Annotated in this window: 16 protein-coding genes and 1 pseudogene; 8 read left to right on the top strand and 9 right to left on the bottom strand. The window is 38.9% G+C overall.

What is annotated here, in order from left to right; all coding sequences use genetic code 11:
* Positions 1-16 precede the first annotated feature (16 nt).
* Positions 17-2,047 carry a heavy metal translocating P-type ATPase gene (locus G6053_RS14170; protein WP_165306846.1) on the top strand — a complete coding sequence of 677 codons (2,031 nt, stop codon included), beginning with the start codon at positions 17-19 and terminating at the stop codon, positions 2,045-2,047.
* Positions 2,048-2,601: 554 nt separating this feature from the next.
* Here G6053_RS14170 and G6053_RS14165 read toward each other — a convergent pair.
* The 7 genes and pseudogenes from G6053_RS14165 to G6053_RS14135 form a co-directional block, all read right to left on the bottom strand.
* Positions 2,602-2,889, bottom strand: a complete 288-nt coding sequence (locus G6053_RS14165) for a hypothetical protein (RefSeq protein ID WP_104381859.1) — start codon at positions 2,887-2,889, stop codon at positions 2,602-2,604.
* Positions 2,890-3,191: 302 nt separating this feature from the next.
* Positions 3,192-3,521, bottom strand: a complete 330-nt coding sequence (locus G6053_RS14160) for a multidrug efflux SMR transporter (RefSeq protein WP_165306845.1) — start codon at positions 3,519-3,521, stop codon at positions 3,192-3,194.
* Positions 3,522-4,058: 537 nt separating this feature from the next.
* Complete coding sequence (locus G6053_RS14155; RefSeq protein WP_165306844.1) at positions 4,059-4,223, bottom strand: hypothetical protein; 165 nt, start codon at positions 4,221-4,223, stop codon at positions 4,059-4,061.
* A gap of 41 nt (positions 4,224-4,264) precedes the next feature.
* Positions 4,265-4,459 (bottom strand): annotated as a pseudogene (locus G6053_RS14150) (hypothetical protein); the annotation flags it as partial.
* 141 nt (positions 4,460-4,600) lie between these two features.
* Positions 4,601-5,836 (bottom strand): TCR/Tet family MFS transporter, encoded by a 1,236-nt coding sequence (locus G6053_RS14145; protein WP_206531943.1) that lies wholly within the window; start codon positions 5,834-5,836, stop codon positions 4,601-4,603.
* Between the two features lie 166 nt (positions 5,837-6,002).
* Positions 6,003-6,470 (bottom strand): OsmC family protein, encoded by a 468-nt coding sequence (locus G6053_RS14140; RefSeq protein ID WP_108634235.1) that lies wholly within the window; start codon positions 6,468-6,470, stop codon positions 6,003-6,005.
* Positions 6,471-6,517: 47 nt separating this feature from the next.
* Positions 6,518-6,970, bottom strand: a complete 453-nt coding sequence (locus G6053_RS14135) for a DinB family protein (protein WP_165306843.1) — start codon at positions 6,968-6,970, stop codon at positions 6,518-6,520.
* A gap of 197 nt (positions 6,971-7,167) precedes the next feature.
* On the opposite strand from G6053_RS14135, the gene G6053_RS30920 reads away from it, so the two are divergent.
* The 3 genes from G6053_RS30920 (at position 7,168) to G6053_RS14125 (ending at position 9,146) form a co-directional block, all read left to right on the top strand.
* Complete coding sequence (locus G6053_RS30920) at positions 7,168-7,299, top strand: hypothetical protein (RefSeq protein ID WP_277603206.1); 132 nt, start codon at positions 7,168-7,170, stop codon at positions 7,297-7,299.
* A 122-nt stretch (positions 7,300-7,421) separates the two neighbouring features.
* Positions 7,422-7,997 (top strand): hypothetical protein, encoded by a 576-nt coding sequence (locus G6053_RS14130; RefSeq protein WP_146191058.1) that lies wholly within the window; start codon positions 7,422-7,424, stop codon positions 7,995-7,997.
* Between the two features lie 498 nt (positions 7,998-8,495).
* A complete protein-coding gene (locus tag G6053_RS14125) occupies positions 8,496-9,146 on the top strand; it encodes a VTT domain-containing protein (protein ID WP_165306842.1) in 651 nt (216 codons plus the stop codon).
* 74 nt (positions 9,147-9,220) lie between these two features.
* Here G6053_RS14125 and G6053_RS14120 read toward each other — a convergent pair whose 3' ends face one another.
* Positions 9,221-9,631 (bottom strand): DUF6157 family protein, encoded by a 411-nt coding sequence (locus G6053_RS14120; protein WP_165306841.1) that lies wholly within the window; start codon positions 9,629-9,631, stop codon positions 9,221-9,223.
* Between the two features lie 1,015 nt (positions 9,632-10,646).
* On the opposite strand from G6053_RS14120, the gene G6053_RS14115 reads away from it, so the two are divergent.
* The 4 genes from G6053_RS14115 (at position 10,647) to G6053_RS14100 (ending at position 14,633) form a co-directional block, all read left to right on the top strand.
* The gene (locus G6053_RS14115) at positions 10,647-11,921 is read left to right on the top strand and encodes an aminotransferase class I/II-fold pyridoxal phosphate-dependent enzyme (protein ID WP_165306840.1); all 1,275 of its coding nucleotides are present in this window, start codon (positions 10,647-10,649) and stop codon (positions 11,919-11,921) included.
* 85 nt (positions 11,922-12,006) lie between these two features.
* Positions 12,007-12,654: a TetR/AcrR family transcriptional regulator gene (locus G6053_RS14110; protein ID WP_108634241.1), complete on the top strand. Its 648-nt coding sequence runs from the start codon at positions 12,007-12,009 to the stop codon at positions 12,652-12,654.
* A 42-nt stretch (positions 12,655-12,696) separates the two neighbouring features.
* On the top strand, positions 12,697-13,149 hold the full coding sequence (locus tag G6053_RS14105; RefSeq protein ID WP_165306839.1) for a VOC family protein: 453 nt from the start codon (positions 12,697-12,699) through the stop codon (positions 13,147-13,149).
* Positions 13,150-13,448: 299 nt separating this feature from the next.
* Positions 13,449-14,633 (top strand): metallophosphoesterase, encoded by a 1,185-nt coding sequence (locus G6053_RS14100; protein WP_165306838.1) that lies wholly within the window; start codon positions 13,449-13,451, stop codon positions 14,631-14,633.
* A gap of 476 nt (positions 14,634-15,109) precedes the next feature.
* On the opposite strand, the gene G6053_RS14095 is transcribed toward G6053_RS14100, so the two are convergent.
* Positions 15,110-15,670, bottom strand: coding sequence for a dihydrofolate reductase family protein (locus G6053_RS14095; protein ID WP_165306837.1), 561 nt, complete (start codon positions 15,668-15,670; stop codon positions 15,110-15,112).
* Positions 15,671-15,719 lie beyond the last annotated feature (49 nt).

Genomic DNA, 15,719 nt, shown 5'->3' with positions numbered 1-15,719 from the left:
AAAATCATGGCAAGTTATGGAACACAAGCATATTTATGATGCACAAGGTAAACAGCTTTGTTGTACACAAACCGAAAAAGTTTATAATCAGGCAGGCGCCCAACGTTTAATACGGGGCGCGCCTGCCCAGGATCCGGCGCGTAATCACAGTGATGATGATGGTCATGATCATTCAATGGCGGAAGGCAATACATTGAAGCGCTTTCTGCCAGCGATTATTTCATTTGTACTGCTGAGTGCAGCTATCGCAATGGACAACTGGGTGCCTCAGGCCTGGTTCAAGGGCTGGATCCGGGTATGTTGGTATGTCGTCGCATATATTCCCGTTGGATTTCCCGTAATTAAAGATGCGCTGAAAAGCATCAGCAAAGGGGAAATATTCTCCGAATTCTTACTGATGAGCATCGCCACCATTGGTGCTTTTGCAATAAAAGAATTTCCCGAAGGGGTTGCCGTCATGCTTTTTTATGCGGTAGGGGAAGTGTTTCAGACATTGGCTGTCAGCCGTGCCAAGAGCAATATTAAAACGCTCCTGGACCAGCGCCCGGATGAGGTGACCGTTGTTAAAGCAAACAGTAGCCGGGTGATCAAAGCTGAGGCTGCAACAATAGGTGATGTCATCCAGCTGAAGCCCGGGGAGAAGTTGGGCTTGGATGGGGAACTTATCTCCGATACCGCTTCCTTCAACACGGCGGCGTTGACGGGAGAAAGTAAACCTGACACAAAGACCAAAGGTGAAGTTGTGTTGGCAGGAATGGTCAACATGAATACCGTGAGTCTGGTAAAGGTGACAACAGCATACCAAGACAGTAAATTGAGCAAAATCCTTGAGCTTGTACAAAATGCGACCTCGCAGAAGGCTCCTACGGAGCTCTTTATCCGGAAATTTGCGAAAATCTATACGCCAATTGTTGTGCTTTTGGCGATAGCGATCTGTCTGCTGCCTTACTTTTTTGTCGGACAATACGTATTTAGCGATTGGCTTTATCGAGCGCTTGTATTTCTCGTGATTTCCTGTCCATGTGCCTTGGTCATCTCGATTCCATTGGGTTATTTTGGTGGCATAGGTGCTGCGAGTAGAAACGGTATCCTGTTCAAGGGAAGTAACTTTCTGGATGCGATGGCAGCGATACAGAATGTTGTCATGGATAAAACCGGTACGATGACCGAAGGGGTTTTCAAAGTGCAGGAAGTTCGTTTAGAACCAGATTTTGATGAAGCGACAATCCTCAGGTTGGTCAATAAAATCGAAAGTCATAGCAGTCATCCCGTAGCAACAGCAATCAGGGAATATGTGGGTGAGGTCGATGAATCTGTTAATCTGACTGATGTCGAAGAAATACCGGGACATGGACTGAAGGGTAGTGTGGACGGCAAGGTATTTTTGGTTGGTAACTTTAAGCTTTTGGACAAGTTTAATATCAGCTATACCATCGATCCCAATACAATCGTTTATACCACAATAGCCATTGCATTGGATAATCGCTTCGTTGGATATATTACCATTGCAGATAGTATCAAAGAAGATTCCGCACAGACCATACAACTCTTGCACAAACTTGGAGTGAAAGCGACTATGCTAAGTGGTGATAAGGGGACGGTCGTCGCTTATGTAGCGAAGGAATTGGGTATTGATAAAGCCTATGGAGATCTTCTTCCGGAAGATAAAGTAAATAAAGTCAAGGAGATAAAAGCTATTGGTGAAAGTGTGGCTTTCGTTGGTGATGGCGTCAATGATGCCCCCGTAGTGGCTTTGAGTGATGTTGGTATAGCCATGGGGGGACTGGGCAGTGATGCAACCATCGAAACCGCCGATGTAGTCATACAAGATGACAAACCATCTAAGATACCAATGGCAATTAATATTGGTAAACAGACCAAAAAAGTAGTTTACCAAAATATAGGGTTGGCATTTGTGGTCAAGGGAGTTGTTTTAATCCTTGGCGCCGGGGGGCTGGCGACCATGTGGGAAGCCGTGTTTGCAGATGTTGGTGTTTCTCTTATCGCGATACTGAACGCGATCCGGATCCAGAAAATGAAGTTCTAAATCAATTTTTAGTTAGGATGTGCTTACCCTTCAAGTAGAAATATTGGAAGGGTAGGCATAATAAGTTTGGAATAAAGGCTGTAAAGTCATTTTAATAAACTTTTTATACACTAATTTCTTGTAAAAGAGCTCATGGTCGGCTGTGATTCGGGTATCTTACTGGATTTGGTCGAACCTGGGTGCAGCTTTCGTCTTACCAGCTTCGGACTGTGTCCACTATGAATCCGACGTGAGTCCGTGGTGAGTCCGAGTTAAACACGGTCTGATGGCAGTATGACTATGTGTTCATTATGATCTTATATCGACTGAGGGTTGAAGAAGGCCATATCCTACCCCGAATCGAAGCCAAACATATGCCGAATGAATGGTAAAACACGGACATCGTTCCGAAAGTCTAAAAGAATTGCATGTTAATCATTTAAAATGTATTATATATAAATGTAATTATATAGCTATTAAATATAATAAAATGGAAAAACTGGATTTATCAATATATTAAGTGTAGATTTTATATATTTTATTTGGAAGATTGCTGAATTGAAAAGAGCTGAGGTTTATTTTGCCACGAGCTTTTCATAGAGTGGCCAGAGCTCCGCTAGGTCATCATCTGATTGCGCTTCTGGATAGTGTTCATCATGAAGATTGCGGATTTCAACACCCTGTCCCTGATCATTTACCACAACCGCGGCCCGAAGTTCGTCAGTTCCATCATAATAAATGCCCACACCGACAAGCTCGTCATTGAGAATAATTTCACTGACAATATACTTTCTTGCAGCCTTACCTTTGTGGGTACTATGACCACTAGAAATCGTGTTTCCTTTGTTATAATTTCTTTCCATAAGCATAGAACACTGGAAACATCAATTTGTTGTATTTTTTAGCTATTTTCTACCTTCCGATCGGTTGCAGTATCTATATTGAACCTTGGTTATCTGGCAACAGCGCCTGATGATGAGAATAATCTGGAAATCACCACTCAAGAAACAAATAGCGATCTTATTCCATTATCGGATGCCATTCAGGCGTTAAGATTTATTATCTCGACATCAAAAGCAAGTTGTGTGAAAGAGATTCATATGCCGGCAATGAATGACAAGAACGTGTAATAATACCGCCGCAGGAGATGTAGATCTCTACTGTTCTAATGGCCAGTTACAAACTTCAATCCAAGAATAGAGGCGATTAGCGTACCGATAAAAAATAGACGCCAGAAGCTTACGGGGTCTTTAAATACAAGGATTCCAATAATGACTGTGCCGACAGCTCCGATACCCGTCCATATTGCATAAGCGGTTCCTAAGGGGAGTCCCTGTACGGATTTGATCAATAAAACCATACTGACGATGAGACATAATACGAAGATACCGTACCAGGCATAGATAGCACTGCCTGATACCTCTTTTGTTTTTCCCAGACTGTAGGTGTATCCTACCTCAAACAATCCGGCGATGATTAAAATTACCCAATTCATATTTTATTCTTTTATACAAAGATCAGTAATGATATCTTTTTAACATTTTACAAATGTTAAAAAACAAGGGGCTAATGATATTGATTTATATTCCTGGTATCCTGCATTATATGATCAACGATTACTAATATTATCGTAAGGATAAATATAAGTAGTTTCGTAGAACTTGGCTTTAATTTTTATGGCAGTAAATAATTTTTACCAAAACATTTCGAATGCGGGGCAAAAATCATTATTTCACTGCAGATTTGTTATACTTGTTGCGATAGGCTAAAGGAGAGAGGCCGGTAACTTTACGAAATATTTCGGCTGCACATTATTATTCCATCATGACGGCTGGGCTAATTTTAGCGGAGAATTTGCTTCCTGTAGTTATGATTGGGCATTATTCTTTCGAAGTTTAAAATTCTTCTGTGAAACAGGAAAGGGATTTCCATACCCTGACTTCAATGTATAGCGACCAGATGCATTATTGAGTAGCCTATGTAGCTTGGTTATCTTCCGTGCGTCGACTATTTGATCCTTCGATCTATAAGCTCAAGGCTGATACCTGGCAAGTTCATTATTCAGTGCCCGAATCGTTAAATCCTTATCATTAACGGCAGCACTTCGTTTATCAATTTCACTTAGGATCGTTGTCTTCAAGTCGAAGCTATCCTGACGGATGATCAGGTCGGTATGTTCGATTCCAAATGACGCCATGGATTTTTTCAAGATGGCAATAGCTACTGTTTCAAGTGCACGGGGGATATCAACATGGCACCAATAATGACCGCCGTTGAATTCACATTGAGGCAAACCGAGGCAATAACAATGGCACAGGCCAAAATCCATGCATTGGCTCCACGGAATGAAATATTGTTGATGACATTCTCAAGTACAGCCTCTTTACGCTCTTCGCCCGGATGTAAATCAAAAAATCGAATTATTTTATTCATATGGATCGTTTCTTTCTATACGAATATACACAAGAGAAATCATTATTCTTAAATGAGAGATTTTACTGACTTAAAATAATAAAATAAGTAACGTTACATACAGGTATACTTGGCACACTCTTGTTAAAATGTCCCTGCAGCTTAACCTCCAATTCGTTCCTTAGTCTTACGTCTAAAAGCTGAATACACAATAATCACACTAATAGTCATTAAAATAAACGCCAGAAAAAATGGGGCTCCGGAGAATTTAAAGGGTGCCTTATCGTGTGTAAAATAGTAAAACAAATTGGTCATCATCGGCGGACCTATAATGGATGTCGCACTCATTAAACTGGTTAATGCACCTTGAAGTTCCCCCTGTTCATTTGACGGAACATTTTTGGTAATTACAGACTGTAGTGCCGGACCACAAATCCCGCCCAGGCAGTAGGGGATCAGGAAGACAAACATCATCCAGCCCTGATTGGCAAATGCAAACAGCAATAGTCCTAAGGCGTAAAATATCAATCCATAATAAATGCTTTTTTGTTCACCGAGTTTTGGTGTTGTCCAGCGTATCAGAACGCCCTGGACCAAGCCTATCAATAGACCAATAACACCAAGAGAGATACCGACCATTCTTTCTGTCCAGTCAAATTTATACATGGTGAAAAAGTTCCAGTTGCTCTGTACAGCGTGACCCGCGATATAGATCAATATCAAAGCTACAATTAAGCCGGAAATTTCAGGATGTTTTCCTAAGAATCGAAATGACCCGATTGGGTTGGCACGCTTCCAGTCAAATGCACGTCGCCTATCTTTATCCAAGCTTTCAGGAAGAATAAAATATCCGTAAAGAAAGTTCAATAAACATAATCCCGCAGCAGCGTAAAAAGGAACCCTTGCGCCATAATGTCCGAGTAATCCGCCGATTACAGGCCCAATAATAAAGCCCAATCCAAAAGCGGCCCCAATGAGCCCAAAATTTTTCGCCCGGTCTTCATCCGTAGAGATATCCGCAATATAAGCACTGGCTGTTGTGAAACTTGCGCCCGTTACCCCAGCAATCACCCGTCCTAAAAATAACCAGCCGATCGAGGGAGCAAGGGCGAGAAATATATAGTCCACCGCAAAACCGAATAAGGAAATTAAAATAATCGGTCTTCGTCCATATTTATCGCTCAGATTTCCCACCACCGGTGAAAATATAAATTGAGTGAACGCATAAGCAAAACCAAGCCAGCCACCATACTTTGCGGCCTCACTGATATCACTGTGGATAAGTTCCTCAATAAGCTTGGGAACAACAGGAATAATGATACCCCATCCTGTGATGTCAATAAGTAGAGTAATAAATATAAAGCCTATGGCGGCCTTCTTTTTCGAGCTGTCAATCATGGCCTAAAAATAAAAAAAACCTGAAAAAAATTCGCCTGAATTTTAAAAACTTAATTTTTGATAAACTATCAGCTCAAAAGAGAAAGTCAATTGATAAAAGATCGAACTGGATACAATCTGTTTCAGTCGTGCTGAGAAACGAATTCTCCGAAACAGTTATTTTTTGTCAGGAGACAGAACAAACTGCATGATGTCGTACGGGAAAATTACAGGAATTGGCTATAAAACAAAGCCGATTCGCTTCATGATGTAATGATAACGCCAAAACGATCTTTGCCGGATCAGATATACTGACCTCTGGATATAGATCAACCTGAACAAACCGACCGCTGCCGTCGGGACTGGTTTCTAAAACTGCCTCGGCATTGTCGGTATAGGAAATTACTTCAATGTTATTTTTAGAACAGACATATAGGTAAGACATCATGTGGCAAGAGACGAGACTACTCAGCAGCAGATCCTCAGGATTATATAATGTCGGATCACCCTTAAAGGCCTTTGCTGCAGAAAGCTGTAAATCCGTTTTGCCCTGGATAGAAATCCGGTGACTCTTAGGATATAACTTTGCGCCTGATGCAGGCTGTTGTTGATGAAACCATCTTAAAGTAGCCTTAAAATAATGTTTGAAAGCCATGCTATGAAAATTTTGGGTATTATTAGTTTCTATTGCTGGAGTTAAGTTTATGTCCGAACGAAAGAAATGTAATCGGTATTGATGGGATCAAGTCCATTCCTTCGCATTTCCAAAGCGATTTGTGCTCGATGATATGTACCGTGATTAAATACATGTAACAGAATATCTCCAAAAGAGTTCTGGAACTGCTCATTCTTGGTATTGGCATAGTTTACGGTTTCCATGATCTTGCACTCATCAGCGTAGACCTTTTCTGTAAACCCCGAAGAAGCTAACTGATGATATTGTTCACAGGTTAACAGGCTGTGTTCATCCCATACCCCTACAGGAGGTTTTTCGCCATTCAGCCGGTATAGCCATATCAACTGTGCATTCATAATATGACTTAATAAGCGTAAACAGCCCGCAGGAATACGTTCAGCGTCCTGTTTCATTTTTTCGATCAGCAAATTATTCGCCCAATCGTTATATAACCATAATTGTACTAGCGAATTTGACATTGCGAATTACTTAGTTTGAGCATTAAATATACACAAGAATATGCAAGTAAATACAGTTGCGCTGATTAATTTTGTGACAAGCCGGTTATCTATATCCCTTCGAATATCATTTTTTAGATGGGGAGCATGCTAAAAAAATTCAGGAAATACAACGGACGGTGCGGTTGGCAGGTAGATGAATAGTTATATCCAGGAATATGCTTATCGAACTGGCCAGGGGCCTTGCGATGACGGGAACTTTGGTAATCGGCATTACGATATTGACTGTAGGCTATCAGTCTATACGCGCTTCTCTTGCTAATCCGGTAGATTCCTTGCGGGATGAGTGATAGATGAAATGATTATCTTTACAGCTCGTTGAATCAGCATGGAAAATAAAAGAGTTTATAGAATCATAGCTTACAATATTTTATACGTAGCCTTCAATCTTTTCATGTATTATCTGTTAAACATGAAGGAAACCGGATTAAGCTTTTGTGTAATTGGCACCGTGCTGATCAATGTGTATTATTTCATGAGCTGGTTTGAGGATACTAGAAAAAAGAAGTTTATACAACGTTATGAAATTATTCATCAGCGTGCGTTAAGTAAAACCACAATAAATTATAAAGTAACATTTACGGTAAGCCCAAATATATTATTTACGCTTATTTTTGGTTTGGTCATTTGCTTTTCCGCGATTGGTATACTTCGTGAGCAGTCAATTGCTGGTATTTTTGTTCTCTTTATTGGTATAAAGTTTACTTTGATGCCACTCAAAGAGAAAACAACAATCAGATTAGCCCCTAACGGGATATGGACAAGCGACTACCAGTTTATCTTTATCAATGATATTCAGGAAATTTGTTTTAAGCGTTATCTTGGAAAAAATAGTTCCAAAATGAGTATGAAGATTAAAGACCCAACATTGTATGGGATGAAGGATCCCTATTTATCTGTACCAATCGGCGGGCTGAATCAAGTTACGCAAATGATCCCTATCGTAAAAAGGCTATTTTCAGATACACGGATACTTCAGGACATTTAGTTATTGATCAAATTGCAACAAATCTACTATTTTAGTGAATATATTGATTAATAAACCTAAAGATTTCCTTAGATGATGCCGCGCGGAAAGAAGCCTGGATTAAGGCTCTCACATAGACAAGCTGCTATGGCCACAGGTCTCATCAGGTTTGGGAGGGTGGGACAGAGGTCCTGACGGTAAATAATCGCACGAAATCTAAGGGGCGAAGATCTGCAAAATAAATTGAAAACAATCTTCACCCTACAAGCAATTCAGTAATATCCCTATCGTCTGTCAAAAATGTCAGCAAATTGTGTTTTTTTTGGCCATGCTATATTGTTCCAAAAATAAGTGTAAAAAATTGCTTGCAATTGCGGCTGATTTTCTATCTTGCGCCTTTAATTAAAGATCACATAGCTTTAGGATATTTGGACTGTAATCCAATTTGATCGGTGCAGCGTACTTTAAATTTGGAGTGAAAGCAGATTGTTTTGTATTTGATATTATTCGACTTATTTGATGGATGTTTTTTTTGAATTTTTAAATAACCTCACAAATCCGGACTGGATTGTTAACCATGGAGGTTTATATCTGCTGTTGTTTATTATTTTTGCCGAGACAGGTATCCTCATTGGATTTTTCCTTCCGGGTGATCCGATTCTTTTCATTGCTGGGATGATTGTTTCTAACATGACAATTCCGCCATCAGAACAAATACCGACATTGCTTTATTGGATTGTACTCGTGTCATTGGCCGCAATTCTGGGTAATTTTGTGGGCTACTGGTGCGGAAAGGTCTTTGGAAAAAGGATAATGAGTATGGAAGATAGCTGGTTCTTCAAGAAAAGTTATATCTATAAAGCACAGGAGTTTTACGAAAAAAGAGGTGGTGGCGCTATTGTTCTTGCAAGGTTTCTTCCTGTTGTTCGAACTTTTGCACCGATCGTTGCGGGCATCGTTGGCATGGAGTTCAAAAAATTTGTATTGTACAACGTGATTGGAGCAATTGTCTGGTCGGGAAGCCTAGTTACTCTCGGTTACTTGTTAGGTGAGAATGTTTGGGTAAAAGAAAATCTAGAGCTCGTCATTATCGTTATTGTTCTGATTGCGACAGCACCGGTCATTATAAAAGCTTTTGCATCGAAAGATAAGGCAAAAATTATTCAATAAGATCTGATCAAATATTTAGTCAGAAACGGCCCCCATCTTTTATATGCCCTAACAGACATTACAAACGAAAAGGATTATCTATTTGATTTCATGGCTTTTACTTTTTTAATTTTAGTATCATTCAGAAAATTGAGGTATTCCTTTGTTTCCATTCCATAGAGAGCTACTTTCCCTTCATGATCACTATGGATGCCAAAGCCATACTTTTTCGTAAGAGGGGAGGCACGCAGGCAGGCTTGTCCTTTTGAAAAGAATATCCTCCTCGCTTCTTCATATACCTCCTCAGTAAGAGCGTTACGCTCCGCATAAATTTTAAAAAGTAACTCATCGGAAGTATATTTATAGGGAAATTGTGAAATAATTTCATATTGAATTTCTGCTATAGTCTTTCTATCCCTTTTTGGAGGTATATTCCCTTTAGAAACTCCTGTATCTTCTGCGACTTCTATAAATGTGTCAATGTAGTTTGTCGTATGGATTTTCATACCATTAGTTGATTACTTTGTCAATAAATATAAAATCTAAACACCTGAAAGACCAACGCAAAATAGGTATTCCTAGTGATTTGCCAAAATATCTAAAGAAATTATTATCCATATTCTCACTAATTTCACCTGTGTTTTAAATATTTTTTTCACAGAAAAGAAATATTTTGGGGTATTTTTCTTACATTTACAGCACTATTACGGAGCACCCTACAGTATACCTATCATAAATGGCTACAAATCAATAGATAAGTAGCCATTTTTCTTTTCATAGCCTATAAATACCTCGGCGTAAACTACATCGTTAATTACTTTAAAATATAGCATAAAGTAACAATTAGTACCCCCAAAGGTTGATATCCTTCAAATTTATAATAATAATTTACAATATTCCTTGTTTTGAGAAAATTTATTATTCAATATATCTAAGATCCGCTATTTTCTTACAGGGATGAAAAATATAATAACTATAGTTTTAAAGAGGAAATAGCAGTTAGCAATGTTTGCTGTATATGGGGTCCACGGCTCGAATTACACATTTTTATTATTTTTTTTAATTTTACCCCATAAGGGAAAATTATTTTTCTATATTTGTATATCATTGAGGCGTTCTTCACTTATTCAGCTCTGATAAACTGCTAAGTGAGCTTATAAGGATGTATTTGTCCTATAAAAATGTAGATATGATATGTATACTGTAGGTAGGTGTATAATATAACAGGGGTAGCTGTAGGGGCTACCCACTGTTGTTTTTAACAACTTCTTTTTAATACAATGACGTAACTTAACCGCCCTCCGTTGAAGTTAAAGCTTTTGTTAATGTACGTTTCTTTTTTTATCATTTATTAGTATAATCCTCACTGTACATATACCGATAGCCAACACGAGATTAACATTGTCCTATACCTTGGAAAGGTCCGTCAGGAAATTTTTGTAAACGAATGTTTAGTAAGATGAGCAATCTAATTTTTACTTTATATTTATGGTATTATTATGAATACCTAACAAAATATCTATGGAAACTAACCAACAAATTGATTTTGCGACAGCAAGTTTTAAAGAATTTGAAAATATTGCTGGTTTTGATATGATGGATACTGCAAAGTATTTCGATTCCTATATAAATTACATGAAGGAAAATGAGCATCTTAACTTTAGATTTATAACGCAAGGATGTGGGCCAACGGCTATTGTAACTTCTCCATTTTTAGCTAAACCGACTGAATGCATAAGTCTTGTATCAAACGATTATCTTAATTTTTCTCAACATCCAAAAGTGAAAGCTGCTGCAATAGCTGGAATTGAAAAATATGGTACGGGAGCGGGAGCGTCTCCGTTAATCGGAGGACATCATGAATATCATGTGGCTTTAGAACGGAAGCTGTGTGAATTTTTCAATCGTCCTGAGGGATCGAGTATAGTTTTTACAACGGGGTATACTGCAAATAGCTCGACCTTACTAAGTTTATTGAAGCAAGAAGACTGCGCTATTGTTGACATGGAAGTACACGCAAGTGTATATGAAGGTTTGCCAAATACAAATGTCAAGCGATTTCCACATAATAGCATGATTCATCTTGAACGTGCATTAGTTGAGGCGCAAAGCAAATTTAGAACCAAATTAGTTATCATTGATGGTGTATATTCTCAGAACGGGGATTTGGCGAAAATGGACGAGATCTATGCGTTGACAAAAAAACATGGTGCATATTTAATGGTCGATGATGCTCATGGTATAGGTGTAATGGGTGATCGTGGCAGGGGTGCTATTGAAATCTACAACCTGTTGGATAAGGTGGATATTATTGCAGGCACCTTGAGTAAAGCGTTGGGTCATATTGGAGGTTTTATCATTTCAACTCCGGAGATCATTAATTACCTTCGTTATCAATCCAGACAACAGGTATTCTCATCTACGTCAACTCCAGCAAGTTTTGGCTTATTAAAAGCAATTGATCTAATTGACGAAGAGCCCTTTTGGCGCAACAGACTCAAAGAAAATGTCCGCTATTTTAAAGAAGGGCTACTGTCACTCGGCGCAGATATCGGAACATCATCCTCTCCAATTATTCCGATAAAAATTGGCGATCCTATTCGAACCGCTCAGGTATCGCGGATGTTGTTACAAAGTGGGGTCTATGCTAATTGTATCGTGTATCCCGGTGTAGCAAAAAAGGATGCCCGTATTCGTACAAGCCTGATGGCTACACATACAAAAGAACACTTGGATAAGGTATTAAATGTATTGGACGACATCGGCAAAGCCGTAAGTTTAAAAAAATCAAGATAAAGAAATTATATAATTTTTTATTATTTATTATATTGATCTGAATCATTAATTTTAGAAACTCAGATCAATACCATATCGACAACAGATGCGCAAAACTTATAAAGGAGAAAAGAACGATAAAGAACGTACCATGAACAAACTTATTTTGTCTGTAGGCAAAGTACTTAGAGATAAAGGGTACACAGGATTGACAATAGCAAATATTTCTAAAACTGCTGGTGTTGACAGGAAACTCATTTCACTTTATTTTGGTTCGATTGACAATTTAGTGGAAACATACATCAGAAGTAAAGATTATTGGGTATCTGCGACTCTCGGTGCTGTTGAATACTTCGGTACAGCACCAAAAGAAGGATCAAAAGGTTTTTTGGAATCGTTGTTATTAAACCAAATGGACAGTTTTTTGAAGAATACTGAAATGCAAAAAGCAGTTCTATGGCAAATAAGTGAGAAATCTGAGATTATGTCTCAGATTACCAGAGAACGTGAAAAGATGAGCGCGTTGTTTTTTGCATTTGCTGATCAGGAAATGAAGGATAAAAATGTTGATTTAAGGGCTATTAGTAGTATTTTAACCGCAGGAATTTATTATTTAGTGTTACATTCAATAAATACGGATAGCACCTTTTGTGAAATTGAATTAAATGAAGACGGATTAAACAGAATACGTAATGCGGTTAAAACAATTCTCTCCTGGGCATATGGAGAGCAGACAACAGAAGCTTCATCCTGAGAACAATCCACTTAAATAAACTTGTTTCTTAAATATAATGCTATGGTACAACAGAGCAAATTACTGAGAATGGACAATATTGGTATTGTCGTAGAATCCCTAGACAAAGCCATTTTATTTTTCACGGAACTCGGTCTAAAACTTGAAGGACGCAGTATAATTGAGGGGGAGTGGGCAGGCCGGATTACAGGCGTCCATGGGCAATCAGTGGAAGTTGCGATGATGGTTACACCTGATGGTCATAGTAGGTTGGAACTATCTAAATTTCTCACTCCATCTGTCATATCTGACCACCGGACCGAGCCAGTGAATTCTTTAGGTTACTTAAGGGCTATGTTTACCGTTGACGATATTGATGAGCTATTAAGTAGACTTTTCAAACATGGTGCTCAACTTGTCGGAGAGCTTGTACAGTACGAAAATGCTTATCGTCTTTGTTATATTCGTGGTGTGGAGGGACTACTCATAGGCCTGGCTCAGCCAGTTCATCAGTAATAATCAGCGGTAGCCCGCCAATGATCAACGATTTCTTATTCATACCTGCTATTATGAATATGTATCAGAAAATGACTGTCTGTATGAGATCCAGTTGCCCGGTGGCATAAGGAATCGCTCTTTTTTCTTAATCCAGTACTATTGCAGCGCATGTCAATCTGTCAATTATCCCATAGGAATCATGTGATTACAGCGCCAATTGTCACACAGAAATCAAGATCTCATGCAAGAAGCCATTCATTTTCTATCTGGCTATTTTTGGCATATCTTTCGCCAGCTAAGCTTCAAACGATTCAAAAATGGCAAAGAGACTGTTGTTTATATTCATGGTATTTATACTTGGCGATATTTATTTTTTTCAAGCATTTACTACTGTTTTTCATACTCCTTTTTTACACAACGCATATTGGTGTATAGATTTGTTATTGCTCATTGGTGTCGCAACACTGATTTTTCTCCAACGGCAGGGTAAGGATATTCAGCGGCAGGCAGGTGATTTAATTACCTTTTTTTTAATTGTGTTTATACCGAAACTGGTGGCCTTGCCAATTTTATTGACTGAAGATTTACTGCGTATGGCACAGGGCTTTCCACCTCGAAATATATATCTAAGCGAATTTGTTCTTATATGTGCCGCCCTGATCGTACTTGTTATCGCTTTCGGTCTTACAAGAGGAAGACATTATTATCGGGTCAGGAAAGAAATCTTAAGTTTTCCGGATCTGCCAGATGCATTCGACGGGTTTAAAATCACACAAATTTCAGATATTCATTCCGGCAGTTTATCCAACGTTGATGGTGTGCGCAAGGGAATAGCCTTGGCAAACGCACAAAACAGTGATCTCTTACTGTTTACAGGAGATCTTGTTAATAACAAAGCTGCCGAGATGGAAGCATGGATTTCAGATTTTACACTTCTAAAGGCACCATTTGGTAAATTTTCGGTACTTGGGAACCACGATTACGGAGATTATACCCGATGGGATAATGCCGAATTGAAGGCATCCAATCTCGACAGATTGAAAGAAATTCATCAGGAAATGGGATTTAAGCTCTTGCTGAATGAATCTATCAAAATTCAAAACAAGGGAGCGAGCATCGCATTGATCGGTGTGGAAAATTGGGGAAAGGGTGGTTTTCATCAATACGGAGACCTCGGTAAAGCGACGTCCGCTTTACCAGCTGAATCCTTTAAAATATTGATGTCACATGATCCTTCACATTGGGACAGGGTCACCCTGACGCATGATCAACATGTACATCTGACACTAGCCGGACATACACACGGCATGCAATTTGGAATCGAGCTCTTTGGGTTTAAATGGAGTCCGATCCAATATTTTTACGAACAGTGGGCCGGATTATATCAAAAACAGGGTAAATATCTGTATGTTAACCGTGGTTTTGGCTATCATGGACTAAAGGGTAGAATCGGCGTATGGCCAGAGATCACTGTCATTACGCTTAAAAAGTCTGTTTCTTAGTTTTTATGCCAATGGCCCAAATGTCCAAAACAGTTAATGCCTCTTTTAACTACTCAATTTTTAACATTCACACGCCTCTCTTTTCCTTCGATCGTACGCACAAAGGACTGCGGGCTATATGCGCCTGGACTTTTATTGACTGGCCTAATGAATCAGATATGAATTGGTATTTATACGATTCTTGCACAGGTCGTCATTAGTACTACCACACATAATACCAATAGGACAATAACTGTTGTAGTATAAGGTGTTCTTCTCATGATCTTTTTTTTATTTATTACTTATAAATTTTAGTTGGCAAAAGTCATGCCCCAATATAAAAGTGAGTCTATCGGTAGCCAAAACTGTAGTTTGAAGACTACAAACCCTTGGGATGGTATTTTTAAATAGCTCCGGTCATCATGGATATCCACGGTCTTTGAGTCGTGTCGTTTTTTCTAAAGGTATTGAGAAAATTAAGCTGGACCAGCTAACGCTCAGTTTTGTTCACGGCTTTCTGGTTTATAATAAATGAGTAATGCTCCGCCATTAAAAGTTTTTGTTTTCAGGTGCTTGAGCACTATCCGCTGGTTTAGGTTCATAAATAGCGGTAAACCGCCTCCAACTATAACAGGATGGATGCAAATTTGGTATTCATCTATCAGATCGCAATTTGTTAATGCCACGATTAAACTTGGGCTACCTACCAAAATATCCTTACCAGATTGTTGTTTTAACGCCATAACTTCATCCAACATATTTCGGTGCGCTAACCTAGCGCTACTCCAATCCACGTTATTAAGAGTTCTCGAAAACACGATTTTTGATATTCTGTCCATAGCATGGGCAAATTCATCCATGGATCTGTTACCACTAGGCTTTGTCAAAAATGGGCGCCAATATTCCATAAGCTGATAGGTTATCCGGCCATATAGTATGGTGTCAGCCTCAGATAATAAGCTTGTATAGTGCGCATGAATTTCATCATCTGCAACCACTGAATTATGGTCACAAAAACCATCCAAGCTCATATTAATTGCCGCAATTACTTTTCTCATATCTTGCTTATATCGGTGTGCAACTTGAATTTACGAAAAAAAATCGCGA

The organism is Sphingobacterium sp. DR205, assembly GCF_011064245.1.
In the GTDB taxonomy this organism is placed as follows: domain Bacteria; phylum Bacteroidota; class Bacteroidia; order Sphingobacteriales; family Sphingobacteriaceae; genus Sphingobacterium; species Sphingobacterium athyrii.
This window is presented reverse-complemented; position numbering and strand designations above follow the sequence as displayed.